The 25,544-nt window shown below is 71.6% G+C and carries 26 protein-coding genes, 1 tRNA gene and 1 pseudogene; 16 read left to right on the forward strand and 12 right to left on the reverse strand.

All coding sequences use genetic code 11. From position 1 onward, the window contains the following. The first annotated feature begins 18 nt into the window (after positions 1 to 18). Positions 19 to 1,653, forward strand: coding sequence for a serine/threonine-protein kinase (locus ABFX50_RS34425; RefSeq protein WP_346152379.1), 1,635 nt, complete (start codon positions 19 to 21; stop codon positions 1,651 to 1,653). On the opposite strand, the gene ABFX50_RS34430 is transcribed toward ABFX50_RS34425, so the two are convergent. Continuing rightward, positions 1,650 to 2,171: a TetR/AcrR family transcriptional regulator gene (locus tag ABFX50_RS34430; RefSeq protein ID WP_312895556.1), complete on the reverse strand. Its 522-nt coding sequence runs from the start codon at positions 2,169 to 2,171 to the stop codon at positions 1,650 to 1,652. The two genes, ABFX50_RS34425 and ABFX50_RS34430, sit on opposite strands and share 4 nt — an antisense overlap. Positions 2,172 to 2,262: 91 nt before the next feature. Between ABFX50_RS34430 and abc-f the strand changes: the two genes are divergently transcribed. From abc-f to ABFX50_RS34450, 4 genes are all read left to right on the forward strand, one after another. Continuing rightward, complete coding sequence (gene abc-f, locus ABFX50_RS34435) at positions 2,263 to 3,780, forward strand: ribosomal protection-like ABC-F family protein (protein WP_346152381.1); 1,518 nt, start codon at positions 2,263 to 2,265, stop codon at positions 3,778 to 3,780. Next, positions 3,765 to 4,724, forward strand: a complete 960-nt coding sequence (locus tag ABFX50_RS34440) for a quinone oxidoreductase family protein (RefSeq protein ID WP_346152383.1) — start codon at positions 3,765 to 3,767, stop codon at positions 4,722 to 4,724. The genes abc-f and ABFX50_RS34440 overlap by 16 nt, the downstream gene beginning before the upstream one ends. A 74-nt stretch (positions 4,725 to 4,798) precedes the next feature. Beyond that, on the forward strand, positions 4,799 to 5,701 hold the full coding sequence (locus tag ABFX50_RS34445; protein ID WP_346152385.1) for a serine hydrolase: 903 nt from the start codon (positions 4,799 to 4,801) through the stop codon (positions 5,699 to 5,701). Next, complete coding sequence (locus tag ABFX50_RS34450; RefSeq protein WP_346152387.1) at positions 5,698 to 6,171, forward strand: helix-turn-helix domain-containing protein; 474 nt, start codon at positions 5,698 to 5,700, stop codon at positions 6,169 to 6,171. The genes ABFX50_RS34445 and ABFX50_RS34450 overlap by 4 nt, the downstream gene beginning before the upstream one ends. Here ABFX50_RS34450 and ABFX50_RS34455 read toward each other — a convergent pair. Continuing rightward, positions 6,155 to 6,367: an SHOCT domain-containing protein gene (locus ABFX50_RS34455; RefSeq protein WP_346152389.1), complete on the reverse strand. Its 213-nt coding sequence runs from the start codon at positions 6,365 to 6,367 to the stop codon at positions 6,155 to 6,157. The genes ABFX50_RS34450 and ABFX50_RS34455 overlap by 17 nt on opposite strands. Positions 6,368 to 6,409: 42 nt before the next feature. Between ABFX50_RS34455 and ABFX50_RS34460 the strand changes: the two genes are divergently transcribed. The 5 genes from ABFX50_RS34460 to ABFX50_RS34480 are packed head-to-tail and all read left to right on the forward strand — an operon-like array spanning position 6,410 to position 12,082. Beyond that, positions 6,410 to 7,222, forward strand: a complete 813-nt coding sequence (locus ABFX50_RS34460; RefSeq protein ID WP_346152391.1) for a patatin-like phospholipase family protein — start codon at positions 6,410 to 6,412, stop codon at positions 7,220 to 7,222. Between the two features lie 3 nt (positions 7,223 to 7,225). Then, positions 7,226 to 8,233 (forward strand): 1-acyl-sn-glycerol-3-phosphate acyltransferase, encoded by a 1,008-nt coding sequence (locus ABFX50_RS34465; RefSeq protein WP_346152393.1) that lies wholly within the window; start codon positions 7,226 to 7,228, stop codon positions 8,231 to 8,233. A 45-nt stretch (positions 8,234 to 8,278) separates the two neighbouring features. Next, positions 8,279 to 9,079: an ABC transporter ATP-binding protein gene (locus ABFX50_RS34470; RefSeq protein WP_346152395.1), complete on the forward strand. Its 801-nt coding sequence runs from the start codon at positions 8,279 to 8,281 to the stop codon at positions 9,077 to 9,079. A gap of 7 nt (positions 9,080 to 9,086) precedes the next feature. After that, positions 9,087 to 10,067, forward strand: coding sequence for an ABC transporter substrate-binding protein (locus tag ABFX50_RS34475; protein WP_346152396.1), 981 nt, complete (start codon positions 9,087 to 9,089; stop codon positions 10,065 to 10,067). Then, the gene (locus tag ABFX50_RS34480) at positions 10,064 to 12,082 is read left to right on the forward strand and encodes an iron ABC transporter permease (RefSeq protein WP_346152398.1); all 2,019 of its coding nucleotides are present in this window, start codon (positions 10,064 to 10,066) and stop codon (positions 12,080 to 12,082) included. Before ABFX50_RS34475 ends, ABFX50_RS34480 begins: the two co-directional genes overlap by 4 nt. Before the next feature lie 470 nt (positions 12,083 to 12,552). Here ABFX50_RS34480 and ABFX50_RS51495 read toward each other — a convergent pair. After that, a pseudogene (locus ABFX50_RS51495) lies at positions 12,553 to 12,822 on the reverse strand (VOC family protein); the annotation flags it as partial. A 162-nt stretch (positions 12,823 to 12,984) separates the two neighbouring features. On the opposite strand from ABFX50_RS51495, the gene ABFX50_RS34485 reads away from it, so the two are divergent. Then, positions 12,985 to 13,164, forward strand: a complete 180-nt coding sequence (locus ABFX50_RS34485; RefSeq protein WP_346152400.1) for a hypothetical protein — start codon at positions 12,985 to 12,987, stop codon at positions 13,162 to 13,164. Between the two features lie 146 nt (positions 13,165 to 13,310). On the opposite strand, the gene ABFX50_RS34490 is transcribed toward ABFX50_RS34485, so the two are convergent. Together ABFX50_RS34490 and ABFX50_RS34495 are read right to left on the reverse strand one after the other, a co-directional pair. Next, on the reverse strand, positions 13,311 to 14,546 hold the full coding sequence (locus ABFX50_RS34490) for an amidohydrolase family protein (RefSeq protein WP_346152402.1): 1,236 nt from the start codon (positions 14,544 to 14,546) through the stop codon (positions 13,311 to 13,313). Further along, a complete protein-coding gene (locus ABFX50_RS34495; RefSeq protein ID WP_346152404.1) occupies positions 14,543 to 14,851 on the reverse strand; it encodes a hypothetical protein in 309 nt (102 codons plus the stop codon). The genes ABFX50_RS34490 and ABFX50_RS34495 overlap by 4 nt, the downstream gene beginning before the upstream one ends. A gap of 161 nt (positions 14,852 to 15,012) precedes the next feature. Here ABFX50_RS34495 and ABFX50_RS34500 point away from each other — a divergent pair, with 161 nt between their 5' ends. Both ABFX50_RS34500 and ABFX50_RS34505 read left to right on the forward strand, forming a co-directional pair. Continuing rightward, the gene (locus ABFX50_RS34500; protein WP_346152406.1) at positions 15,013 to 15,750 is read left to right on the forward strand and encodes a MerR family transcriptional regulator; all 738 of its coding nucleotides are present in this window, start codon (positions 15,013 to 15,015) and stop codon (positions 15,748 to 15,750) included. Next, positions 15,750 to 16,571, forward strand: a complete 822-nt coding sequence (locus ABFX50_RS34505; protein WP_346152432.1) for a hypothetical protein — start codon at positions 15,750 to 15,752, stop codon at positions 16,569 to 16,571. Before ABFX50_RS34500 ends, ABFX50_RS34505 begins: the two co-directional genes overlap by 1 nt. Before the next feature lie 4 nt (positions 16,572 to 16,575). Here ABFX50_RS34505 and ABFX50_RS34510 read toward each other — a convergent pair whose 3' ends face one another. Both ABFX50_RS34510 and ABFX50_RS34515 read right to left on the reverse strand, forming a co-directional pair. Beyond that, complete coding sequence (locus tag ABFX50_RS34510; RefSeq protein WP_183647812.1) at positions 16,576 to 16,746, reverse strand: hypothetical protein; 171 nt, start codon at positions 16,744 to 16,746, stop codon at positions 16,576 to 16,578. After that, positions 16,743 to 17,093: a hypothetical protein gene (locus tag ABFX50_RS34515; RefSeq protein ID WP_183647815.1), complete on the reverse strand. Its 351-nt coding sequence runs from the start codon at positions 17,091 to 17,093 to the stop codon at positions 16,743 to 16,745. The genes ABFX50_RS34510 and ABFX50_RS34515 overlap by 4 nt, the downstream gene beginning before the upstream one ends. A 91-nt stretch (positions 17,094 to 17,184) precedes the next feature. On the opposite strand from ABFX50_RS34515, the gene ABFX50_RS34520 reads away from it, so the two are divergent. Then, positions 17,185 to 17,709 carry a hypothetical protein gene (locus tag ABFX50_RS34520; RefSeq protein ID WP_346152408.1) on the forward strand — a complete coding sequence of 175 codons (525 nt, stop codon included), beginning with the start codon at positions 17,185 to 17,187 and terminating at the stop codon, positions 17,707 to 17,709. Between the two features lie 26 nt (positions 17,710 to 17,735). On the opposite strand, the gene ABFX50_RS34525 is transcribed toward ABFX50_RS34520, so the two are convergent. Continuing rightward, complete coding sequence (locus ABFX50_RS34525) at positions 17,736 to 19,211, reverse strand: cobyric acid synthase (RefSeq protein ID WP_346152410.1); 1,476 nt, start codon at positions 19,209 to 19,211, stop codon at positions 17,736 to 17,738. A 107-nt stretch (positions 19,212 to 19,318) separates the two neighbouring features. Between ABFX50_RS34525 and ABFX50_RS34530 the strand changes: the two genes are divergently transcribed. Then, positions 19,319 to 20,674 (forward strand): MFS transporter, encoded by a 1,356-nt coding sequence (locus ABFX50_RS34530; protein WP_346152412.1) that lies wholly within the window; start codon positions 19,319 to 19,321, stop codon positions 20,672 to 20,674. Here the strand turns inward: ABFX50_RS34530 and ABFX50_RS34535 are convergent. Continuing rightward, complete coding sequence (locus ABFX50_RS34535) at positions 20,607 to 21,620, reverse strand: cobalamin biosynthesis protein (protein ID WP_346152414.1); 1,014 nt, start codon at positions 21,618 to 21,620, stop codon at positions 20,607 to 20,609. The genes ABFX50_RS34530 and ABFX50_RS34535 overlap by 68 nt on opposite strands. Further along, positions 21,604 to 22,386: a phosphotransferase gene (locus ABFX50_RS34540; protein ID WP_183647829.1), complete on the reverse strand. Its 783-nt coding sequence runs from the start codon at positions 22,384 to 22,386 to the stop codon at positions 21,604 to 21,606. The genes ABFX50_RS34535 and ABFX50_RS34540 overlap by 17 nt, the downstream gene beginning before the upstream one ends. Before the next feature lie 466 nt (positions 22,387 to 22,852). On the opposite strand from ABFX50_RS34540, the gene ABFX50_RS34545 reads away from it, so the two are divergent. Continuing rightward, positions 22,853 to 22,926: transfer RNA gene (locus ABFX50_RS34545), tRNA-Arg, on the forward strand. A gap of 216 nt (positions 22,927 to 23,142) precedes the next feature. Here the strand turns inward: ABFX50_RS34545 and ABFX50_RS34550 are convergent. Further along, positions 23,143 to 23,574: a tyrosine-type recombinase/integrase gene (locus ABFX50_RS34550; protein ID WP_346152416.1), complete on the reverse strand. Its 432-nt coding sequence runs from the start codon at positions 23,572 to 23,574 to the stop codon at positions 23,143 to 23,145. Between the two features lie 95 nt (positions 23,575 to 23,669). Further along, a complete protein-coding gene (locus tag ABFX50_RS34555) occupies positions 23,670 to 25,229 on the reverse strand; it encodes a hypothetical protein (RefSeq protein WP_346152418.1) in 1,560 nt (519 codons plus the stop codon). Positions 25,230 to 25,544 lie beyond the last annotated feature (315 nt).

Genomic DNA, 25,544 nt, shown 5'->3' on the forward strand with positions numbered 1-25,544 from the left:
TCGCTAAGCTGACCCGTCGTGAACCAGATCGGACGCTACAGGCTGTTGCACGTGCTCGGCAGAGGGGGCATGGGCACCGTCCACCTGGCCGAGGATCCCGCGGGGCAGCGCGTCGCGATCAAGGTGATCAATCCCGAACTCAGCCAGCACGAGCAGTTCAGGGCGCGCTTCAGGAGAGAGGCCGACGCGGCGCTCAGGGTCCGCAGGTTCTGCACGGCCGCGGTGCTGGAGGCGGCCCTCGACGGCGACCAGCTGTACGTGGTGACCGAGTACGTGCCGGGGCCCAATCTGGAGGAGGCGGTCAGGCAGTCCGGGCCGCTCAGGGGCTCCAGCCTCGACGCGCTGGCCGTCAGCGTGGCCACCGCGCTGACCGCCATCCACGGCGCGGGCGTGGTGCACAGGGATCTGAAGCCGTCCAACGTGCTGCTGTCGCCCGTGGGCCCGAGGGTGATCGACTTCGGCATCGCCAGGGCGCTCGACGAGATCGGCGGGGTCACCGGCACCGGTGAGCTGATCGGCACGCCCCGCTACATGGCGCCGGAGGTGCTGAGGGGCGAGCCCGTCTCCGCCGCGTGCGACGTGTTCTCGTGGGGCTGCCTGCTGGCGTTCGCCGCGACGGGGAAGGCGCCCTTCCCCGGCGAGACGCTGCCCTCGATCATCTACCAGGTGCTCAACACCGAGCCCGTGCTCGAAGGGCTGGAGCCCGCGCTGCGTGAGCTGGTCGTGGCCTCGCTGGCCAAGGACCCGGCCTGGAGGCCGACCGCGCAGCAGCTCCTCGACCAGCTGATCGGCCGCCAGGCCGCGCCCGAGCAGGTGGCGCACACCGTCCAGGTGGCCTGGCAGGAGGGCACGACGCCCTACACGGCCGCCGCACGGCGTCCGCCCGGCGGGCCAGGGGAAGGCTCACGTCGCGCGTCGCGCGGCAGGCTGCTGGCGGGGCTGGCGGTGGCGGCGGCGTTGCTGGTGGGCGGTGGCGTCGCGGTGTGGGCGATGCTGCCGAGCGGGCCTCCCGACCTGCCTCCGCTCTTCTCCGACGACTTCACCTCGACCTCCAGCGGGTGGAGCGGCACCTACGATCCCGACGCCACCGACAGCTACGGCTACATCACCTCCGACTTCACCTACGGCCTCGACGCGGGTGAGTACAACGAGGAGCGCTGGGCGCAGGCCCCCGTCCCCTACGCCACCGAGAAGAACCCCACGCCCGACCCCACGGCCACACCGACGCCGATGATCCCCTCGACGCTGGTCATCGGGGTGGCGGCCAAGGTCAGGTCGGGCAGCGGCGAGTTCGGCATGTGGTGCCGAGGCGACGACGCCGGCACCTACTACGAGTTCACCCTCGACACCTCGGGCAACGCCAGGATCCGCCGCATCCTGGAGAAGGCGGGCGGGAACCTGGCCGCTCCCGTCAAGGTCGACGGCTTCAATCCCAAGGAGCGCAACCAGATCCAGGTGGCCTGCGAGGAGAACGGCAGCGCCACCCGGCTGACCATGTGGATCAACGGCAAGCGCGTCCACAGGGTCGACGACCCCAACGGCCTGCCGACGGGCGACATCGGGCTGTTCGCCCGCATCCCCAAGGGCAGCGCCAACCCCCTCAAGGTGGTCTACGACGACTTCGAGATGCGCGGGGTCAAGCAGCAGCCCTAGAGGACCCCCGCCCTGGCGGCGGCCAGCGCGGTGGCGGCGGCCCTGTCGGCGTCCTTCTCCTCCACCCGCTCGTGCGCGATGAACAGGCGGTAGTACACCGGCGCCACCGTGGCCCTGACCACCTCCTCGGCGTCGGTGCCCGCAGGGAGCTCGCCGCGCTCGACGGCCCTGCGCACGATCACCGCCGACTGGGCGTGGCGGGCGGTGTAGAAGCCGTTCAGCGCCCTGGCCGCGGCCTCGTCCTGCATGCCTGCGGCGACGAAGGCCGTCGCGGTCGGGTCCATCCCCCTGCGCACCATCCTGGCCAGCTCCCGCAGGTCCCCCTCGATCGTGCCGGTGTCGGGCACCGGCCACGGCTCTTCGGCGGCCAGTTCGAGCGCGTCGGCGATCAGCCCCTCCACGCCCGTCCACCGCCGGTAGACGGTGGTCTTGTGCACGCCCGAACGGGCGGCCACGTTCTCCACGGTCAGGCCCTGGTACCCGTGCTCGGCCAGCTCGGCGAGCGTGGCCTGTCTCACGGCGTCGCGAACCCGGGCGCTGCGCCCTCCAGGACGTTCCAAAGTCTACTCCAGTTGCATTAGTGGCGCTCTTAATGCAACTATAGTTGCGATGACTACTCAGCTCAGCCTTCATGGGATCAGCAAGTCGTACGGCGACCGCCTCGTCCTCGACCACGTCTCGCTCGCCGTCCGGCCGGGAGAGCGCGCGGGCGTCGTGGGCGAGAACGGCTCGGGCAAGTCCACGCTCCTGCGGATCATGGCGGGGCTCGAACGTCCCGACGAGGGGTCGGTGATCAGCACGGGCGCCGGCTATCTGGGGCAGACGCTCGACCTGCCCGGCTCCCACACCGTCCAGCAGGCCGTCGACGCCGCGCTGTCGGAGCTGCGGGCGATGGAGCGGGCGATGCAGGCCGCCGCCGAGGCCGAGGACATGACGGCCTACGGCGACCTGCTCACCGTCTTCGAGGCGCGCGGCGGCTACGAGGCCGACGCGCGGGTCGACAAGTCCCTGCACGGGCTCGGCCTCGCCCACGTGGCCAAGGAGCGCAGGCTCGACTCGCTGTCGGGCGGTGAGCAGGCGCGGCTGGGCCTGGCCTGCCTGCTGGCGGCCGCGCCCGAGGTGATGCTGCTCGACGAGCCGACCAACCACCTGGACGACAGCTCGACGGCCTGGCTCGAGGAGCGGCTGCGCGAGCACAGGGGCACGGTCGTCGCGGTCTCGCACGACCGCGCCTTCCTCGACGGCGTGGCCACCGCGATCATCGAGGTCGCCGAGGGCGGCGTGACCCGTTTCGGCGGCGGCTACAGCGGCTTCCTCGCCGAGAAGGCCGCGGCCAGGCAGCGATGGGAGCAGGCCCACCAGGACTGGCTCGACGAGGTCGAGGAGGTCAGGCGGTTCGCCGCCACCACCGCGCACAGGGTGGCGGCGGGCAGGGCGATGAAGGACAACAACAAGATGGCCTACGACCGCAACGCCGGCAGGGTGCAGAGCTCGGTGGCGAGCAGGGTGCGCAACGCCCAGGAGCGGCTGCGGCGCCTGGAGGAGAACCCGGTGCCGAGGCCGCCCAAGCCGCTGCGCTTCGCGGGCGCCTTCGCCGCAGGAGGCTCGGCCCGCACGCTGGTCGAACTGCCCGAGCTCACGATCGGGCCTGGCGACAGGCTGCTCGTCACGGGGCCGAACGGCGCGGGCAAGTCCACGCTGCTCAGGAAGGTGGCCGCGGCGGCGGAGGGAGCCGTCAGCGTCGGCCACCTGCGGCAGGACGACTCCTTCGAGCCGGGCGCCTCGCTCCTGGCCCGCTACGCCGAGGGGCTGCCCGGCCACCCCGACGAGCACCGCGCGAAGCTGCTGGCCACCGGGCTGTTCGCGCCCGAGTCGCTCGGCGTGCGGGTCGAGGCCCTGTCGGTCGGCCAGCGGCGGCGCCTGGCGCTGGCCAGGCTCCTGGCGGACGAGCACGATCTGCTGCTGCTCGACGAGCCCACCAACCACCTGTCGCTGACGCTGGTGGAGGAGCTGGAGCGGGCGCTGGACGCCTACAGGGGCGCGCTCGTGGTCGTCTCGCACGACAGGACCCTGCGCGAACGCTTCAGAGGGGCCAGGTGGAGACTGGAGCCATGCATGCCATTGTGATCAATGCCCAGGGCGGACCCGAGGTTCTCGAGTACGCCGAGCACCCCGACCCGGCGCCGGGCCCCGGCGAGGTGCTGATCGACGTCGCGGCCAGCGGCGTCAACTTCATCGACGTCTACCACCGCACCGGCACCTACCCCCTCGGCCTGCCCTCTCCCATCGGCTCCGAGGGGGCGGGGACCGTCGCCGCCGTGGGCGAAGGGGTGAGCGGCGTGGGCGTCGGTGACAGCGTGGCGTGGGTGAACGTCCTCGGCAGCTACGCCGAGAAGGCCGTCGTGCCGGCCGACAGGGTGGTGCCCGTGCCGGCCGGGGTCTCCTCCGAGCAGGCCGCCGCCTCGCTGCTGCAGGGCATGACCGCCCACTTCCTCACCCACTCCGTGCACGAGGTGAAGCAGGGCGAGGTCATGCTCGTGCACGCGGGGGCGGGCGGCATGGGCCAGATGCTCATCCAGCTCGGCAAGCTCAAGGGCGCCACGGTGCTGACCACCGTCTCCTCCGAGGCGAAGGAGAAGCTGGCCCGCGAGGCGGGCGCGGACGAGGTGTTCCGCTACGACGACTTCCCCGCCTCGGTCAGGAAGGTGGTGCCCGGTGGCGTGGATGTCGTCTACGACGGCGTGGGCGCCGCCACCTTCGACGGGGGCCTCGCCTCCCTGCGGGCCCGAGGGCTCATGGTCCTGTACGGCGCCGCCAGCGGACCCGTGCCGCCGCTCGACCCCCAGGTGCTCAACAGGAGCGGCTCGCTCTACCTGACCAGGCCTTCGCTCGTGCACTTCGTCGCCGAGCGCGACGAGCTCCTCTGGCGCGCGGCCGACCTGTTCGGCTGGCTGGCGTCGGGCGACCTGAAGATCACCATCTCGGAGCGCTACCCGCTGGCCGACGCGGCACGGGCGCACGAGGACCTGGAGGGCCGCAGGACCACGGGCAAGCTCCTGCTCGTGCCGTGAGCGTCAACCGGTGAAGCCGCCCGGGCGGCTTCACCGGTTATCCGAAATTCCGAATAATTGGATAAGCTGACGGCATGAGAATCCTCGCCACCGTCGTGAGCCTGTTCATCACCACAGCTCCTCCGCTGGACGACGTGGAAGCCGTGCTCGCCTACGTCAAGGCGCACCCCGGCGACGTCGCCCTGGTGACCTCCGGCATCAGCCACAACGCGGGAGCCTCCACCCCCTTCGCCTCGGCCATCAAGATCGTGCACCTCGAGGCGTACGCCAAGGCCGTGAAGACCGGCAAGCTGAAGCCCGCCGACCAGATCCCCGTCGCCACCTGGAACGCCTACCACCTGCCCGCCACCGACGGCGGCGCGCACGAGGCCGCGCTCAAGCGGCTGAAGGTGGGCGCGACGGTCACCTTCGACCAGCTCGTCTCCGCCATGATCGAGGAGAGCGACAACGCCGCCGCCGACCTGCTGCGCGAGAAGCTGGGCCTGCACAGGAAGGTGTCGACGATCAACGGTGAGATCCTGCGCGCCTTCGGCGGATGCGCCACCGACGCCGACACCTGCATCAGGACGTACGCCGCCGCGGGCAAGCAGGTCCAGCTGCCGCTGCCCGGCTACGACAAGCAGGCCGCCTGGGCCGACACGGTCACGAGAAACCGGCCTGCCGTCCTGCACGCCACGCTGAGCAGGCTGGCCGGGGACAAGGTCGCCAGGAAGCACCTGGAGTGGCCGATGCGCCAGCCCGGCGCCTCCAAGGACCTGGTCATCGGCACCAAGGGCGGCGCCCTGCCCGGCGTGATCACCGAGGCGATGTACACGGTGACCCCCGGCCAGAAGCCGAAGGTCACGGTGTTCGCGCTGCGCCGCCTGCCCGAGCAGACCTGGTTCTCCGGTCTGAAAAGCTATGCTCATCAGCAGTTCATGCTGCGACTGGCCACTGACAGGGCCTTCCACGAAAGGGTGCGTGCCGCACTGAAGTGAGCGACGAGACCGACGACAGGCTCCTGGCACTCGAGGCCAGGGTCGCCGCCCTGGAGGCCCAGCTCGCCGCGCCCGCACCGCGCGCCGACGACTCCGGCCTGTTCACCTACGGCGGCCAGGCCAGCCTCGGCGGCTACGAGTGGTCGTGGCAGGTCTCGCGCAGCCCCGAGTGGCTGCTGGAGCAGCCGTCCGCCCAGCTGGCCGCGGTGCTCGCGGCCGCGGGGCATCCGGCCCGCTTCGAGATACTCAAGCTGCTGGTCACAGGGCCGAAACCGATCACGGAGCTGCAGGCGGAGCTGGGGCTGGCCTCACCGGGCCAGCTCTACCACCACCTGAAGACCCTGACCGCCGCGGGGCTGGTCGACCAGCCGGAGCGCGGCGTCTACCGGGTGCCGCCGAAGGCCGTCTTCCCGGTGCTGGCGCTGGCCGCGGCCGCCGTGGACGTGGCCAGGCTCACCAGTCTTGACTGAGGCCCGACATGCGCCTGAGGTACTCGTCCTCGTCGATCTCACCGGCCGCGTAGCGGCGCTTGAGTATCTCGCGGGGGCTCTCCTGCTGAGGGCTCTGCTTCTTGGCGGACCTGGGAGGGGAGGGACGCATCCTGATCATCATCAGCACGAGCACCACGATGACTATCACGAGAAGGATGACAAGCAGCCTGATCATTCGGTACTCCCTCTCGTCGTTCTGAGGCGATGATACGAGGTTGTGGAGACAGCGTTCGTGCTCGGTGGCGGTGGAGTGCTCGGAGCACACGAGGTGGGCATGCTGCGAGCGCTCGACGAGGCGGGGATCATGCCCGACCTGGTGCTCGGCACCTCCGTCGGCGCGCTGAACGGCGTGCTGCTGGCCGCCTCGCCCTCCGACGCGGTCAAGCGGCTGACCACGCTGTGGCGCTCCGACATCGTGCGCACCGCCTTCGCGGGCTCGTGGGTGCGGCGGCTTTCGACGCTGGCCAGGACCGGCACGCACCTGCATCCGATCGCGCCGCTGCGCCACCTGCTCGACGAGCTGGTGCCGGTGTCGCGTATCGAGGAGCTGCCCATTCCGTTCCAGTGTGTCGCGGCCTCGATCGAACGGGCAAGCGCTCACTGGTTCAGCGAGGGGCCGCTGGTGACCGCCGTGCTGGCCTCGTGCGCCGTGCCGGGGCTGCTGCCGCCCGTGCGCGTCGGCGACGAGCACTTCTTCGACGGCGGGCTGGTCCACAGCATCCCGGTCGGCAGGGCCGTCCAGCTGGGCGCCCGCAGGGTCTTCGTCCTGCAGGTGGGCAGGATCGAGCGGCCGCTGGCCGCGCCGAGGCGGCCGTGGGAGGTGGGCATGGTGGCCTTCGAGATCGCGCGCAGGCATCGCTTCGCCGAGGAGATGGCCGCGCTGCCCGGCTCCGTGGAGGTGCACGTGCTGCCAGCGGGGCTCGACGTGCCGGTGTCACCGCTGCGCTACAGGGACCTGTCGCAGATCTCGCGCTACATCGACAGGGCCTACGAGGCCTCTTCCCGCTATCTGGCTGACGTGATCCGATGAGGTGTGCCCCCTCGGATCGTCCGCCGGCTGGTTCTCGTCCCCCTGGTGATCGTGCTGGCCGTGGTCGCGGTGGTCACCCTGCCCCTGTGGCTGGTCGTGGTGACCGCCGCCTCGATGCGCCTGCCGCCGCCGCAACGGCGCGGCGTCCGCTTCCTGTGGTTCGGGGTCGCCTGGCTGGCCCTGGAGTGCGCGGTGCTGGCCGCGTGCCTGGGGCTGTGGGTGGCCGGCGGCTTCGGCGGCCGCCTGCACCGTGACACGCACCAGGAGCGCCACTACCAGCTGATCAGATGGTTCCTGTCCAGGGTCTACCTCGTGGCCGTCAGGGTCTTCAGGCTGACCGTCGACATCCAGGAGCCGCGGGAGGACCCCTCGGCACGGCTGGCCCGCCCGGTGATCGTCCTGTCGAGGCACGCGGGTCCCGGCGACTCGTTCCTGCTGGTGTACCACCTGTTACAGCTCTACGACCGCAGGCCGAGGATCGTCATGAAGGCGGCCCTGCAGTTCGATCCCTCGCTGGACGTGGTCATCAACCGCCTGCCCAACGCGTTCGTCCCGCGCAGGAGCGGCGAGAGCGGGATCATCGAGGAGATCAGGCGCCTGTCGGCCACCATGGACGCCGACGACGCGCTGGTGATCTTCCCCGAGGGCGGCAACTTCACCCCGCGCAGGCGCAGGCTGGCCATCAGGCGCCTGGAGGAGAAAGGTCTGGCCGAGGAGGCGAAGCGGGCGGGGGCCATGGACCACCTGCTGCCGCCGAGGCCGGGAGGGGCGATCGCCGCGATCGAGGCGTGCCCCGCGGCCGATGTCGTCTTCGTCGCCCACACCGGCCTCGACGACCTCGTCACGATCGGCGACGTGTGGCGCAAGCTGCCGGTGAGCGCCAGGATCAGGGCGAAGTGGTGGCGGATCCCCGCCGCCGAGATCCCCGCCGCGCGGGAGGAGCGCATCCGCTGGCTGTACGACCAGTGGGAGCTGATCGACGACTGGATTTCCGAGAACCGTGTCCCTTAGTGCTAAATTTACCCCGATATAGGTAAGCCTTGCCTAAGGAGCGGTGTGGGCGATCTCGTCGGGCACGGGCTGGTCGCGGGGTACGAGGGCAAGCGGGTGCTTTCGGGGCTCGACGTGCGACTGGCCTCGGGTCAGGTCACCGTTCTGGTCGGCGCCAACGGCTCGGGCAAGTCGACCCTGCTGAGGGTCCTCGCCCGCCTGCACGTCCCCACCGAGGGCGCCGTGCTGCTCGGCGGGCACGACATCGCGAGGGACAGCACCCGCGCGCTGGCCAGGAAGCTGACCTTCCTGCCGCAGTCCCCGCTGGTCCCCTCGGGCCTCACGGTCAGTGAGCTGGTCGGACACGGGCGCTACGCCCACCGCGGCGTGCTCGGCAGGACGACGGGCGACGACCTCGAGGCCGTGCGCTGGGCGCTGGCCGTCACGGGCCTCGAGCCGCTGGCCGGGCGAAGGGTCGAGGAGCTGTCCGGCGGCGAGCGCCAGCGCGCGTGGATCGCCGTCGTGCTCGCCCAGAAGACCGGTGTGCTGCTGCTCGACGAGCCCACGACCTTCCTCGACCTGCGCTACCAGATCGAGATCCTGGCGCTGGTCCGGCGCCTGGCCGACGAGCACGGGCTCACGGTCGGCGTCGTGCTGCACGACCTCAACCAGGCCGCCGCGTTCGGCGACAGGATCGTCATGCTCAGCGCCGGCCGGGTGGTCGCGTCGGGAGAGCCGCACGAGGTGATCACTGCCGAGGCCGTCAGGGACGCCTTCGGGCTCGAGGTGAGCGTCGCCACCGACCCCGAGACCGGCCGTCCCACCTGCCTGCCGTCCCTGCGCGGGCATCTCACCACCAAGGAGTAGTTCCCCCATGCTGAGAAGAGTCGTGGCCGTCCTGGCCCTGGCCATGGCCGCCACCGCCTGCGGCTCCACCGCCGCGCCGACCGCCGGTCAGGCCACGCAGAGCGCCGCCGCCGCGAAGCCCGTCTCGATCAAGGGCGCGGACGGCGTGGCCGTCGAGCTGAAGGCGCCCGCCACCAAGGTCGTGTCGCTGGAGTGGACCTACACCGAGGACCTGCTCGCGCTCGGCGTCACCCCCGTGGGCGTCGCCGACGTCGACAACTACGAGACCTGGGTGACGGCCGGCGAGCGGGTGAAGGGCAGGACCACCGACGTCGGCACCAGGCAGGAGCCGAGCCTGGAGAAGATCACCGCGCTGGCGCCGGACCTGATCGTCGCCGAGAAGTTCCGCGTCGGGCAGAACCTCGACGCGCTCAAGCAGATCGCGCCGGTGGTCGTCCTCGACTACACGGGTGAGGGCACGGGGCGCACCCAGTACGCGCACATGCGCCAGACGCTCAAGGACCTGGCCGTCGTCGTCGGCAGGCAGGCCGAGGCCGACCGGGTCCTCGCCGGCCTCGACGCGAAGATCGCCGAGGTGAAGGGCAGGCTGGAGAAGGCCGGCAAGGCGGGCACGGACTACACCGTCACCCAGGGCTACACCGGCGAGAACGCCCCCGTCCTGCGCCTGCTCGCCGACAACTCCCTGGCCGCGCAGGTGCTGGCCGAGGCAGGGCTCAAGAACGCGTGGAAGGGCAAGGGCGACAGCTGGGGCATGACGGAGACCGATGTCGAGGCGCTCAAGCAGGTCGACAGGGCCACGCTGCTCTACGTCGCCTCCGACAAGGACAACGTCTTCACCGGCGCCCTGGCCAAGAACCCGATCTGGCAGGGCCTCACCTTCGTGAAGGAGAAGCGGGCGCTGCCGCTCGACCCTGGCACCTGGCTGTGGGGCGGGCCGAAGACGACCGAGCAGCTGCTCGAGGAGACCGCCAAGGCTCTGGGAGCGTGAGCACGGCCACGGGCGGGGACCTCCGGGTCCCCGCCCGCTCGTTCGCCGTCATCGGGACGGGCCTGGCCGCACTGGCGTTGCTCTGCGTGGTCCACGTGGGCCAGGGCAGCTCGGGCATCGGCCTGTCCGAGCTGGCCGCCCTCCTCACGGGCACGGCCGCGCCCGGAGTGAGCGACATCTTCATGGGCAGCCGCCTGCCCCGTCTGCTGGCCGGCGTCGTGGCGGGCGGCGCGCTCGGTGTCTCAGGGCTGCTCATCCAGACCACGACGAGGAACCAGGCCGCGGCGCCCGACACGCTCGGCGTCAACGCGGGCGCCTACCTCGCCGTGGTCGCCGCCTCGTTCGCCGGACTGAACCTGGGCGCGCTGCCGCAGGGCACGCTCGCCTTCGCCGGCGGCCTGGCCGCCGCGCTGCTGGTGCTCGCGCTGGGCGGCCGCGACGCGCCTGGCCGGGTGATCCTGGCCGGTACGGCCGTGGCCATGGCGTTGATGGCGACCGCCACGATGCTGCTCATGCTCGACGAGTACGGCACGCGCGGCCTGTTCCTGTGGGGAAGCGGCTCCCTCGTCCAGTCCGACGTGGGACGCGCGGGCGGCCTGCTCGTCGTGGTGGCCGCGGCCGTGCTCGCCGCCATGGCGCTGGCCCGCCCGCTGGACCTGCTGGCCCTCGGCGACGACATCGCCCGCTCGCTGGGCACCGCCGTCCCCAGGGTGCGGGCGGGCGCGCTCCTGCTGGCCATCGCGCTGGCCGCCGCAGCCGTCACCGTGGCGGGGCCGCTGGCCTTCGTCGGGCTCATCGCCCCCGTCTCCGTCAGGCTGCTCGGTCTCGGCCGCCATCGCGCGCTGATCCCCGCCGCCGCCGTGACCGGCATGGTCCTGCTGCTGGGCGCCGACACCCTGGCCCGCGCGGTGTTCGACCCGGCGGACGGACACGCCGAGCTGCCCGCGGGCATCGTGACCGCGCTGCTCGGGGCGCCCTTCTTCGTCGTGCTGGCCAGGCGCCTGGCCAGCGGCCACGTCGAGCGAGGCGCGGCGGTGGCCCTGCCAGGACGGCGGCGCGTGCCGTACCCCGTCGTGCTGGCGCTGTCGTTCGCCGCGCTGGCCACGGCGTTCGTCCTCGGGCTGAGGATCGGCGACGTGCCTGTGACGTTCGCCGACATGCTCGCGCCGGGCGACGAGCTGGTCAGGCGGGTGCTGGCGTTGCGCGTGCCGCGCCTGGTGGTGGCGGCCGTGGCGGGAGCGGCCCTGGCCGCGGCCGGGGTGGCGGTGCAGGCGGTGACCCGCAACCCGCTGGCCGATCCCGGGCTGCTGGGCGTCACGGGCGGGGCGGGCGTCGCGGCCGTCGGGCTGCTGATCCTGGTGCCGGCCGCCCCGCGCGCCCTGCTGCCGCTGGTCGCCTTCGCCGGAGCGCTGGCCGCGCTCGGCCTGCTGGTCGCGGTCGCCTACAGGAAGGGCAGCTTCGATCCCGTGCGGGTCGTGCTGGTCGGCATCGGCATCCTGGCCGGCGCGCAGGCCCTGGTGTACTTCGCCGCGCTCAAGGCGGGCATGGCGCTGGCCGCCGCCCTGACCTGGATGAGCGGCAGCACCTACGCCAGGTCGAGCGACGACCTGGTGTGGCTGGCGCTGCCCATGCTCGCCGCCGTGCTGCTCTGGCTGGCGGCCAGGCCGCTCGACCTGCTGGCGCTGGGCGAGGACCTGTCCCGCTCCCTCGGCCTGCCGCTCAACGGGACCAGGATGGCCGTCCTGTCCGCAGGCGCGCTCCTGGCCGGCGGTGCGGCCGCCGCGGTCGGCTCGGTGGGCTTCGTCGGCCTGGTGGCTCCGCACCTGGCCAGGCGCCTGGTCGGCCCTGGCCACCGGCGGCTGCTGCCCGCCGCGATGCTGCTCGGCGCGGCGCTCGTGGTGGCGGCCGACAGCCTCGGGCGGTGGCTGCTGGCCCCCAAGGAGCTGCCGTCAGGGCTGATCGTCGCGCTGGTCGGCACGCCGTACCTGATCTGGCTGCTCAGGCGGTCACGCTGAGACCGCTCACACCACCTGCCAGTTGAGATGTGGGTGACGCAGCTGCCGAGCACGCCGGCCTGCAGCTCGGGCGAGCCGGGGCCGAGGTCGTAGCCGGCGAAGTCGGGCCCGCTGTCGCTGAGGATCTGGAAGTCCCTGATCCTGATCCTGCGCACCCCGCTCCGGCCCTCGGCCGTGACGCTCGCACGCAGCGGCACGGGCCCGCCAGTCTGGCTCTCACGCCTGGCCAGCAGCGCCGCCCGCTTCTGGGAGAGATACTCACCCAGGCTGCTCATGCCAGCTCCACCGTTCCGTTCGGGGTGTCGAGGACGGCCCTGAGCACGACCTCGGGCCCCTCTTCGACGTCGAGGTCGGCGCGCAGTGCCTCGGCTTCGGGCGTGACGGCGGCGAAGGCGGCCAGGGTGAGCTGCGGCAGCCCCGAGGCGGCGGGGTGCGCGGTCGCGCCCCAGTCGGCGCGCCCGCTCGACGGTCGCGTCCAGGTCCTCGGGGCGGATCGCCCACGCCGCCAGGCGCGCCTCGGTCAGCGTCTCGAGGCCGAACGCCCTCGGTCTGGCGCCCTCCACCTCGGGATCGGGTCCGATGATCTCCAGGTAGGCGGTCGGGCCGAGGCCGACGAGGTAGTTGGCGCTCCCGCCGGGATGCGAGCCGCCCTTCACGGGGCGTACCCCCGTCCGCCCGGCGAACGCCGCCACCCCTTCCTCCAGGTCGGGGACGGCGTAGACGAGGTGGTCAAGGCTCATCGTGGTTCCCCCCGGGGCAGCATGAGCTGATGGCACGGTGTCCGCCACACGATAACCACCGCCGTGGCGGGAATTTCGGCAAGGGCGGCAGTTTTCCTGCTCCTGGCCTCGACACGGTGAATGTCAGCATGAGGAACGCTTGCCAATCACACGGGAGGACATATGCGACGCATCATCGCAACGCTGGTCACGTCAGGAGTGGTCGCCATCGGGTTCACCGCTGTCGCCGCCCTGCCGAGCGCGGCCGACAGCGTGCGCATCACCAGCGTCTCCGTCGACAGCGTGCGCATCACCGGAGTCACCGTCGACGGCGGCGCCGGGACGGACAACCGCGAGTGGTGACGCCTGACCGGCGCACGTGAGAACCCGCCCTGACCGGGCGTGGACGCGCGAGCCTCGCCGTCCACGCCCGGTCAGGGCTTCTCCGTCCCGCCGCCCGCCTACCCGCGTCCCGCTCGTCGAGGGCGACGGGATGTCCCGCGGCCTGCCTACCCGCGGCCCCGCGCGTCCTGCTCGTCGAGGGCGACGCGACGTCCCGCCCGGAAGACGGCCCGGACGTCCAGCAGCGCCGCGGGGTCGGCCAGGGGGTCGCCTTCCACGCCGATGAGGTCGGCGTCGAAGCCCGCGGCCACCGTTCCCTTGCGCTCGCCGACTCCGCACGCCCGCGCCGCCACCGAGGTGGCCGAGCGGAGCGCGTCCAGCGGCGCGAGCCCCGCCATGTCCACAATGGCGGCGACACTGTGGGCCAGGCCGCCGTGCGGTTTGACGGCGAAGATGCCCGAGTCGCTGCCGCACACGAGGGTGACACCCGCCTGCCGCATCATGCGGAGGCCCGCGACGAAGGCCGGCAGCTGCCTGGCCTGCTCGGGAGTGAGCGGCGGGCCGCCGGGAAGCGCGCCGAGGGTGAGCGTGACCGCGACCCCTCTTGCCGCCAGCTCCCTGACCAGCCCCTCGTCGGCCCTGACGCCGTCCTCGGCGTAGAACGTGCAGTGCTCGATCCCGTCGAAACCCGCCGCCACGACGTCGGCGATGCCCTCGGGCGAGTGCGCGTGCGCGGTGATGGGCAGGCCCAGCCGATGCGCCTCCTCCGCGGCGGCCCTGAGCTCGGCCCGGCCGTACTGCCGCTCGTGCATGGCCGAGCCCGCGGTGATCCCTCCGCCGGTGGCCATCACCTTGACCACGTCGGCCCCGCGCTCCGCCCGCTCCCTGACCGCCGCCCTGACGCCGTCGACGCCGCTGGTCTCCCCTCCGAGGAACCAGCAGTGTCCTCCGGGCGTGGTGATCGGAGGGCCGGAGGCGAGGATGGCGGGTCCTGCCGCAGGGTCGGCCGCCGTCTCCTCCCGCAGCCGTAACGAGAGATAGTCGCGGTCACCGAGGTCGCGGACGGTGGTGACACCGGCCGCCAGCGTGCGCGCGGCGGCCGCCCTCATGGACGCGAGCAGCGCGGCCTCGTCTGCGTGCGTGACATGGTCCACGGCCTCGTCCGTCGCGTTCAGCGCCAGATGGACGTGGCTGTCGACCAGCCCGGGCAGCAGGGTGAGCCCGCGGAGGTCCACGACCTCGACCCCCGGCGGCGGCTCGAGGCCGGCCCCCGCCTCGACGATCCGGCCCCCTTCGACGACGACCAGCGGGTCGAGCAGGTAGCCGGGCCCGTGGCCGTCGAACAGTCTGGCGGCACGTATCGCGATCCGCTCCGGACGGCGCTCCAGGGATCCGCTTCTCACGCGGCAGGCCTCCATCCGGCCGAGGGAACGGCCTCCCGCAGCTCGGACAGGCGGCGCAGCAGTTCGTCGGCCGTGGTGGAGGCGGTGTCGGCGAACAGGACGTGGTCGAGGCCGAGGGGGGCCGCCAGGTCGAGGTCGGCGGCGATCTGCCAGGCCGAGCCGCCGAGGAACGGCCGCTCGCCGTCGAGGTCGTCCGCGGTGAGAGGCGTTCCACAGCCCAGGCGCTCGGCGCCCTGCGCCACCCGCACGACCGCCTCCGCCGGCGCGTACGCGCCGGACGTGGGCAGCGCCACTCCAAGATCCATCCCTCGCTCCCTTCCACACGGCCTCGACAACCCGGTTCATCCTCGCGGACTCCGGGCGCCGACCCCAGCACGACGACTGTCATTCTTCGTCGCTTTGCTGCCAACGCGCGGCGTGGTGGAGGGTTTGACCTTGACGTAACGTCAAGGTGTGTAATCAGCCCATGAGGATCGGAGAGCTCGCCGCGCTGGTCGGGGTGTCCACCCGGACCGTGCGCCACTACCACCACCTGGGGCTGCTCCCCGAGCCCGAACGGCTGCCCAACGGCTATCGGGAGTACCGGCTGCGCGATGCGGTGCTGCTGTCGCGCGTCAGGCAGCTGGCCGCGCTCGGCCTGTCGCTGGACGAGCTGCGCGACGTGCTGGCCGACGACGCGGGCAAGGAGCTGCGCGAGGTCCTGGAGGAGCTCGACGCCGACCTGGCCAGGCAGCAGGCGGTGATCACGCTCAGGCGCGAGAAGCTGGCCGAGCTCCTCCGCCTGGTGGACCTCAACCCCGACTCGCTGATCTCCCCCGACCTCACCACGGCGCTGCGCGACCTGTCATCGGGCGGCTCCAGGTTCGCCGCGCTCGACAGAGAGCTGCTGACCCTGGTCGGCTCCATGGCGGGCGAGGAGGAGGTGCGCACCCTGCTGGCCCCGCTCACCTCGCCCGACGCCCTCGCCAAGGCGCACGAGCTCTACGCCCGGCTCGACGCGCTCGACGACGCCGAGCCGGGCGACCCCAGGATCGCGGCTCTCGCCGCCGATCTCGCCGACTACCTGCCCGCCGAGATGACCTCGGCGATGGCGGCCCACTCGGGGCCGGGGTCGGCGTGGCTGGAGGCGCTGACCGACGAGCTCAACCCGGCCCAGACCGAGGTTTTCAGGCTGCTGCTGCTCACCCTGAAGGAAGGACTGTGATGCTCAGGCTCGCGCGCGCCGCGCTGTACACCACCATCCCCGCCGAGGTGCTCCTCGTGACCCTGCTCATCGCGGGCGTGCCGCTGCCGACGCCCGTCCTGGTGGCCGGGGAGACCCTCGTGATGCTCGTGCTCGCGCTGGAGGCGGTGACCGCCTACCGCCTGTTCAGCGCCTCGCGCGGAGCGGGGCTCGGACGGCGGGCCGCGCTCTCGGCGACCTACGAGCAGCTGGTGCCCGCGAAGGTGCGCAGGCTGCTGGCGTTCGAGCTGAACGGCATGGTCAGCCTGGGCCTGTGGGTGACCAGGCGGCGCCACGGGGTGCCGCCCGGCGCGACCGCGCTCTCCTACTCCAAGGAGCAGAGCACGACCATCCTGCTCGTGCTGTTCATGATGATCGTCGAGCTGGTGGCGGTGGACCTGCTGATGGTCGCCTTCGACGTGCCGGCCCCCATACGCGTCGCCGTCCTGGTGCTCGACCTGTACGGCGTGCTGTTCGGCCTGGCCTTCGGCGCGGCCTGCGTCACCAGGCCGCACGTCCTGACCGAGGACGAGCTGCGCGTCCGCTGCGGCGCCTACTTCGACCTGCGCATCCCCCGAGAGCTCATCACCTCGATGCGCGTCTCGCGTACCTACAACGAGAACGGCATGGTCAGGGTCGCCGACGGACGGCTCAGCGTGGCGGTCTCCTCGCAGACCAACGTGATCGTCGAGCTGGCCGAGCCGATCACCGTGACCCGGCCGCTCGGCGCCGAGGAGTCGGTCACCAGCGTCCGCTTCTTCGCCGACACGCCCGGCGCCGTCCTGCAGCAGACGGCCGCCTGAGCCGTCACGGCGGCGGGCGGGTGGATCGGGCGGCGCGCTGCGCGTCCAGGCGCGCGGCGCGCTGCTCGCCCTCGTCGAGGTTGGAGTTGACGACGATGACCGGCTCGCCGTCGACCCACGTGATCAGCCACGCCTGGGGTCGCGGCAGCGGCCGGTAGACAGTGGGCGCGATCACGGGAGCCGCCCGCTCCGCACCCGCCTGACGAGGTCGACCGTCCTACGCCAGTCGTCTGCCTCGTGTCCCCACGAGGAGCGGGCCTGGCTCAGCCCTATCAGGCAGGCGGAGCCGTCGATCACCACCGTCACCTGCTGGAACGGCCTGCGCGTGGGCGAGCGGACGGCGGTGAGGTACTCGGGAGGCGGCGGCTCGGCTGCCGACAGCTCCTCGATGAGACGCGTGGCGCGCCGCAGCTTCTGCCGGGTGAGCTCGAGGTCTCGCACGAGCCTGTTGTGCCATTCGATGCGCTTGCTCGCCCTGACCGCACGCCGTGCCAGCTGGGCGATCGTGTCGCTGTCGTTCATGGGGGCCTGCCTGTCCTGGACAACGAGTGTCAGCGGGCGCCCCACATGCCCGTCAGGTGATTGAAGCACACGGTTTCCGTAGACTCCAGGGATGCGGCGGGTGAGCAGCACGGTGGTCGTGGTGACGGGAGAGCGGGCGGCCGAGGTGGTCACGGGGCTCGAGGGGCTGCACAACGTGCGGACCCTGACGACGGGCGAACTCCTGCCCGAGCAGGTGACGGAGGCGGTGACCAGAGCCAGGGCCACCTACGTGGTCCACGACGCCGATCCGCTGGCCGAGGTCGGGCGCGCGTGGGCGGGTTTCTTCGACGGCACCGAGCCCGTCGGAGGGCTGGAGGTCGCCGTCGAGGAGACGCTCGCGGCGCTGCGCGAGGAGCGGAGGGTGCTGCCCGACTACTACGTCGTGCTGGAGCCCGAGGAGCTTCCCGCCACGGAGCGGCACTGGTGGCTCGGGGTGCTGGCGGGAGCGGCCCCCGTGCGGGTGGTGCCCGCCCCCTCCTCGGCGGCCAGCGTGGCGGGCGCGCTCGGCAGGCTGGCGGCGGGGCGATGGTGGCCGCGCGACCTCGACGCCTGGCTGCGGGCGCTTCCCCGCACGATCCCCGACCGCATCCACTGACCGCCTCTCGGTGGCGGCGGCCGCGCCTACGCGCCCGGCGGCAGGAACGGCACCGGCCCTGTGCCGTTCTCGATCAGCCTGAGCAGCGCGTCGGTGTCGAGATGGCGCTCGACCAGGTCGCCCAGGGCGTCGAGCCGCGCCTCCCTGAGCGCGGCGAAGCTCGTGGCCGGCGCGGGCACGAAGTCGCGCCCGGCGCGCGAGGCCACGTCCGTCAGGAACGCGCGGCGGAAGCCGTCGTTCTCCATCGCGCCGTGCCACGTCGTCCCGTACACCGCGCCGACCCTGCACCCGTCGAGGAACGGCTCGCCGCCCTCCACCGTGGCGACGCCGTGGTGGATCTCGTAGGCGGAGACCGGCTGCCCGTACTCCTCACCGGTGGGCCTGGCCAGGCGCTTGTCCCTGGCGAACGTGACGTGCACCGGCAGCAGCCCCAGCCCCTTCACCAGGCCCGCGCCCGACTCCACCTCGTCGACGATCTCGCGCGCCAGCATCTGGTAGCCACCGCAGATGCCCAGGACCGGGAGCTCGCGGGCGACCAGCGCGTCGGCCAGGCCCGTCGAGCGCAGCCACGCCAGGTCGGCGACCGTGGCCCTTGAGCCCGGCAGGACCACCAGATCGGCGTCGTCGAGCTCGGCGGGGGTGGTGACGAAGCGCACCACCACGCCGGGCTCGCCGGCCAGCGCGTCGAGGTCGGTGAAGTTCGAGACGCGCGGCAGCCTGACGACGGCGACGCGGAGCGTCTGCCTGCCGTACGGCGTGCCGGTGACGGCGGGACGGTTGTCGAGGGCCAGGGAGTCCTCGACGTCCAGCCACAGCCCTTCGAGCCAGGGCAGCACGCCGTACACCTCGCGGCCGGTCAGCCCGCGCAGCGTGTCGAGGCCGGGCTCGAGCAGCTCGACCGCTCCCCTGAACTTGTTCACGACGAACCCGGCGATGTGCGCCTGGTCCTCCCTGTCGAGGAGGGCGACGGTCCCGTAGAAGGCGGCGAAGACGCCGCCCCTGTCGATGTCGCCGACCACGACGACCGGCAGGCCGGCGGCGCGGGCCAGCCCCATGTTGGCGATGTCGCCGCGCCTGAGGTTGATCTCGGCGGGACTGCCGGCCCCCTCGCAGATCACCACGTCGTAGGCGGACCTCAGCCGCCCGAAGGACTCCAGGGCCTTCTCGCGCAGGAAGTCCTTGAGCGCGCCGTACTCCATGGCGTCGACGTCGGTCAGCGGCCTGCCCATGAGCACCACCTGGCTGCGGCGGTCGCTGCCCGGCTTGAGCAGGATCGGGTTCATGTCGGCGAGCGGCTCCAGCCCCGCCGCCTGCGCCTGCATCGCCTGCGCGCGGCCGATCTCGGCGCCGTCGGCGGTGACGAAGGAGTTGAGCGACATGTTCTGCGCCTTGTACGGCGCGACCCGCACCCCCTGCCTGGCCAGCCAGCGGCAGATGCCCGCCGTCACCACGCTCTTCCCCGCATCCGACGTGGTCCCGGCCACCAGCAGCGCACCCTTCACGCGGCCACGGTAGCGGTCCGTCTCCCGCTACCTCTTGGCTCAGGCTGTGACTTCTGCCACTCTGTCTAGAACAAACTCCTAGAATACAATTCTGGAAAGGATGGGGCATGGTCGCGACCCGCCTGTTCGGCAGCCCTCCTCCGGCAGGGATCGACGCCGCCTCCCGCGCGCCCTACGGCTGGGCTCCGCTGATCGTGTTGTTCGTCGTCGGCCTGGTCGACCGCGTGGAGCACAACCTGCTGTCCGGCGTGCTGCCGCACGTGCAGGCCGAATGGGGCTTCAGCGACACCGCCGCGGGCTCGATCCCCACGGCCTCCGCGCTGGCCGCCGCCCTCGTCGCCATCCCCGCCGGCTACCTCGCCGACCGCGTCAACAGGACCCGCATCCTCGCGGTCGTCGTGCTGCTGTGGGCGGTGGCCACGCTCGGCTCCGGCCTGGCCGCCGGTTTCGCGATGTTCTACGCGATGCGCGTCTTCCTGGCCGCCGCCGAGTGCATCGACAACCCCGCTTCCGGCTCCCTGACCGCCGACTACTACCCGCCGGTCTCCAGGGCCAAGGCGTACGGCCTGACCAGGGTCACCACCTATCTCGGCGGCATCGGCACGCTGATCGGCGGCGTCCTGGCCCAGGCGTACGGCTGGCGGACCGCCTTCCTCGTCATGGTCGTGCCCGGCCTGATCGCGGCGTGGCTGTGCTGGCGCCTGCGCGAACCGGCCAGGGGACACCTGGACTCGCTCGTCGCGGGCGGCTCCACCCAGCCGGGCGAGCAGGGCGAGCCCGCCGGCGTCGCGGAGGCCGAAGTGCCCGCAGCGCTCAAGGACAGGCGCGCGGGACGCTTCCTCGAGGTCCTGCGCATCCCCACGCTGGCCATCGTCTGCGCCGGGCTGGCCCTGCTGACGCTCGGGCTGGCCGGCATCTTCTACTGGATGCCCTCGCTCATGGTCCGCACGTTCGGCGTCGGCACCGGCGCGGCCGGCTCGGTCAGCGGCCTCATCACGATCGCGGGACCCGTGCTCGGCACGCTGATCGGCTCCAGGCTCGGCTCCAAGTGGCACGGCACCGTCAGGGGCGGCCGCCTGCTCGCGGGCGGCGGCGGGATCACCGCGGGCTCCGCGGTGCTGGCGGGGGCCCTGGCCATGGACTCCATGCTGTGGCTCAGCGTCCTGACCCTGGTGGCCAGCACGCTGATGTCGATCGCGATCCCGAACATGACCGCCTGCCTGGCCGACGTGGTCGGCGCGCACGCCCGCGGGCTCGGCTTCGCCGTCCTGCAGCTGCTGACGACGTTCGGCGGCGCCTTCGGCTCGCTGGTCGTCGGACGGATCTCCGACACCAGCGGCTCGCTCACCACCGGCATGTACGCGCTGATCCCCTTCATGGTGGTCGGCGGCGTGATCACTCTCCTCGCGCGGGGCTTCTACGAGCGCGACGCGGCCAGAGTGCTGGAGCAAGCACGGCGATAGCGGCGGCCGCGAGACTCACCGTCCTGGTGAGCCGCACCGCCCTGCGGATGTCGCGCACCTCCGGCCTGGGCCCCTCCCCCATCTCCGGACGGTGCTCGACCCTGCTGCCGTAGACGTTGACGCCGCCCAGCGTGACGTCGAGCGCGCCCGCGAACGCGGCCTCGCACCTGCCCGCGTTGGGGCTGGGGTGACGGTGACCGTCCCTCCTGAGCACCCGCAGGGCGCGCCCGCTGTCAGGAGCGGCCAGGACGGCCAGCAGCCCGGTGATCCGCGCGGGGACGTAGTTGGCGACGTCGTCGAGCCTGGCGGCGGCCCAGCCGAAACGTTCGTAGCGCGGGGAGCGGTGGCCGACCATCGCGTCGAGGGTGTTGACGGCGCGGTAGGCGAGCAACCCAGGCACCCCCGCGATCGCGCCCCAGAACAGCGGGGCGACGACGGCGTCGGAGGTGTTCTCGGCCAGCGACTCGACCGTGGCCCTGGCCAGCTCGGGCGCCTCCAGCGTGCGGGGATCCCTGCCGCACAGGTGCGGCAGGCGCTTCCTGGCGGCCTCGATGTCCTTGGCCTCGAGGGCCTCGGCCATGTGGACGCCTTCACGGGCCAGCGTGGTGCCGCCCAGGACCGCCCAGGTGGCGGCGGCGGTCAACCCGACCTCGGCCACCGCCCTGGCCACGCCCGGGCCTGCCTTCGAGCTACCGAGCCGCGTCGGGGAGCCGCCCGGTACGCGTTCGGTCGCCAGGCTCGCCAGGACGCCCAGGCCGGCCGCGGCGCCCACGCAGACGGCGACGTGCACGACGCCGTTGGGGCGGGCGTCGCCGTACAGGCGCCGCTCCAGCGCCGCCGCCGCCCGCCCGAACAGCGCGACGGGATGCCCGCGCCTGGGGTCGCCGACGACGGCGTCCACGAGAACTCCGAGTGCGATTCCCGCGGACCTAGACCAGATGTGCATGAAGCTCATCTTCGTGGGTGTCGAGCCATGCCGCGGCCCGCCGGATGCGCTCGCCCGCGCCGTCCTCCCACAACCTCGCCCAGCCGCCGCCCTCGGCCGCCCTGGCCCTCATCACCTCGTAGGAACGGCCGAAGCGCAGCCTGGCCAGCGGAAGCAGGCGGCGGCGCGTGCGCGGCGGCAGGTCGTACGCCTCGCAGAACAGCCGCAGCCGCGCGCCCACGTCGACGTGGCGCAGCAGCGGATGCCTGTCGACGGGATCGGCGATCGGCGCCCAGTGGCGCAGCGTGGTGACCACGTCGAACGCCCTCGTCGTGGGCCGCGCCAGATCGAAGTCGATGAGCGCGACGGGCTCGGCGCCCTGGAAGATCACATTCTCGGGGGTCAGGTCGCAGTGCCCGATCACCTCGGGGACGTCGTCGTCGTTCGACCCGCCCTCCCACCGATGCCCGGCCAGCGGAAAGCCCTCGGTCGCGTCGTGGAAGCGCCGCAGCAGGACGGCCAGTGACCCGAGCGCCTCGTCCGTGACGCTGTGGACGGTGAGGCCCGCGGTGCCAGGAACGAAGGTGATGATCTCGCGACCGGTGGCGTCCATGCCTACGAGCCGCGGCGCCCCGTCGAAGCCGACCGCCTCGAGGTGGCGCAGCAGAGCGTGCACGGCGGGGCTGGAACGGCAGATGGGCCTACGCACCGTGTCGGCGATCCGCACCACTCCGTCCGTCACGTCCCCGCCCTGCAGAGGAATCTCGTGCAGGACCGTCGCGACCATGCCACGACACCTTAGCCCTATATGTGCGCCCCCCGCCTGGGGTTTTCGGACATTCCCACCCGCGACGCCGCCACGCCGTGGATCGTTCCCGGCACCGCCTGGCCGCTGGGGCCGGAGAAATCGTTCCCTGCGCTGCCTGGCCGCTTCCGTCGACGTTCGTCCGGTGCGGGAGACAACCGTTCCCGGCGCCGCTTGGGCGCTTCCGTCGACGTTCGTCCAGGAGACAACCCGCCTCCACCCGGCCGGCAACCGGTCCCGCTCCGGTACCGCCACGGCGAGGGGCGGGGCTTGGGCGGCACGATCGGCTTCGAGGTGTCCGAGACCACAACCCTCAGGAAGGCCCAGTTCGGGGTGGGGGGCGGGGTTCGGGGAGCAGTGGGGCGAGCGGTCGCTGAGCTGAGGGAGCGTGGTGACACGCACAATCGAGTACGTACGAGCTCCCAGGATCATGCACAATTAGGCGGGAGCGCCCTTAGCTCAGCTGGATAGAGCATCGGACTTCTAATCCGACGGTCGCAGGTTCGAATCCTGCAGGGCGCGCTTTGATCATGGCTCTGACCTGCGAAAATGCATGCCACACCAGCTGTCCGGAACATAGTTCTAGCCTATCGGTGCTCGCGCGGTGCTCGCCCGTACCAACCCTGTACACACCATGATCATGATGCCATCCAACGCGCCGCTCAGCGGCGCAGCGCCAAGACGAACAGCCCCGTCCCGCCGCGAATCCGGCGAGACGAGGCCGTTCTCCAACTTCGGTTATGCGCGGAGATGCCTCAGCGCGCCCCGCTCCTCCTGATCGTCGTCTCCCAGCAACAGCGCCGCGGTCTTCTCCGCCGCCGCCATCGCCACCTGCGGAAAGACCGAGGTGTAGGTATCGGCAGTGAAGGCACTGGAGGTGTGCCCGAGCGTCTCCTGGACCACTTTGATCTCCACGCCCGCGGCCAGCATCAACGAGGCCGCGCCATGCCGTAGATCATGAAGCCGGATCGGCGGCGATCCCGCCAGATAGGCCAGCCACAGGAACTGGTCGGACACATGTTGCGGGTGCAGCCGATCCCCATCGGACTGGGTGAACACCAAGCCGGTGCCTTTCCAGGCCTCCCCCGCTGCGAGCCGCTCCTCGCGCTGACGCCGCTGGTGGGCACGCAGGATCGCGATCGTTTCGGCATCCAGGGCGATGGTGCGCATGGAGGCGTCCGTCTTGGGCCTGCCCTCTCACGACAGCCGACTGGCCTGGCCTGGCCCCCGAGCAGCTCGCCCGGCACGCCCCTGACCGGGGTCTTTCATTCGACCGGCACGTCGATCGACCGCAGGAAGCTCATGAGGTTGAGCGGCGGTTGCTGCATGAGCCGCTCACGGAGTTCGGCCGCCGGCCCCTCCTCCACTGTGGGCTCCTGGGCCCGTTGCACGATCTTGAGGACCTTCAGCATGACGGCGACGGCGTGCTCGTCCCCGTGACCGTGGTCACCGTGATGATCATGCTCGCTCTCCGGCCAGTCGAAGGGCTCGGCCACGGCGACCCACTTGCCAGGCTTGAACCAGGCCACACCCTTGTGGTCGATGCGCTCGATCTCCCCCGGAGCCACGGCTTCGTGGGCGTCGAACCAGTCCTGGATGCGGTTGTCCACCCAGCCGTGCAGGCGCCAGAACAGCGGGTTGAGATGGGATGAGTAGAAGTCGCCGAGATAGTCGTAGCTCGGGTGGTCCCACTTACCGTCGAAGTCGAAGTCACCGCGCAGTGCGACCTTGCCCTGCGCGTCCCGCGGAATGGAGGCCCAGCGCATGTGCATCTGGTTGTGGATGGTGAACTCCAGAAGGTTGCCGAGGGCTCCCAGGGACAGGCGGGACAACTCCAGCGGTGAGGTGTAGGTGCGTTCCAGCGCCCTCATCGCGAAGCTGAGATAGTTCGGAGACTTCAGCAGCTTCATCGTCGGCCGGCTCGCTTCGGGGAACGTGGCCAGCAGTTCCGCATCGGCCGGTGGGACCATGAATCCGGAGCGGGCGGCGTCGTACTGCATGCTCTTCTCGCCTGGGCGGGCGAGATCGTCCTTCTCCAGGTACACGTACTGCGGTGCGTCAGCGCCGGGGATGGATGCCCAGCCGCGAATGACGGGCGCGCCGGAGCCCTCGTAGATCTCGTTCACCATCTGGATCATCCGCCGGTGCATGAACAGGAAATCCTCACCGGCGCCGTTGGCCAGATCGAGCCCCTTGTGGTTGAACGGCGGGCGGTCGATCCCCCAGCCCAGTTCGGTGATCTCCTTGCGGTCGACATCGGTGAGCGGAGCCCGCCAGACCGACCGGAGAACGTGCCAGGTGGTGTGCCTCAGCCGGTGGACCCGCGTGGCCAGCATCGACAGCGCCTCCGGCAGCAGCGCCACCCCCGGCACCTCGCGGGGAGCGGGGAAGTCGCGTTTGACCGCCACGAAGCTGGCCGTGACGCCCGCTCTGGCCGGGTTGGCGCCATTTCCGTGCTCCTTGGCGCGGAGAACCGTGCCGGTGAGCGAGGGACGCTGGTCGACACCCGTTTCCCAGGTGCGCGAGAGCACGCCGTCGTACTCGTAGTGGAAGTCCGCGATACCGGTCTTCGTGCGTCCTTTGCCCGTCAGCTTGAACCGCGCGGTCGACCAGTCCAGGATCTCTCCCGTGATGTCCATGACATCCTTGCGATCCGCGCCCGGAGCGGCCGGGAAGGACAACGTGCCGGTGATGCTCCTGTCCTGCTGCACCGAGAGATAGAGTTCGGCCTCCCCGAACCGGAGCTTGTTGAAGTCGTCAACCGGCGCCGGGTGGTTCAGGAAACTTCTGTAGGTGTAGTACCCAGTGAGGTCTTCAGCCTGCACGACCGCTCCTTGTCGATGGTCCGTTTTCGGCGCTTCGGCGCTCGAAACGAGCCGTCGGCAGCGCACCGCAGCAGGAAATGCCCGGCCCGCTCTTCTGCTTAACTCCGGCTACGGTCAAGCTCGTAGCAGAGTGTCACAGCTCTCGATCGGTGCCCGAATGTGGCCACCGGGTCGCCCCCGCTCATCTGCGCATAGCGAGCCAACCTGCTGCGTGACGCATCCTCGACCCGAGGTTTTGCACGAATATCACCGGGACGCCTCATCGGCTTGCAAAGCCCGTCGCAAGGCTGCGGCGTGGCGTGATTGGTCGTGACG

The sequence above is a fragment of the Nonomuraea recticatena genome, assembly GCF_039533245.1.
Classification (GTDB): Bacteria; Actinomycetota; Actinomycetes; order Streptosporangiales; family Streptosporangiaceae; genus Nonomuraea; species Nonomuraea roseola.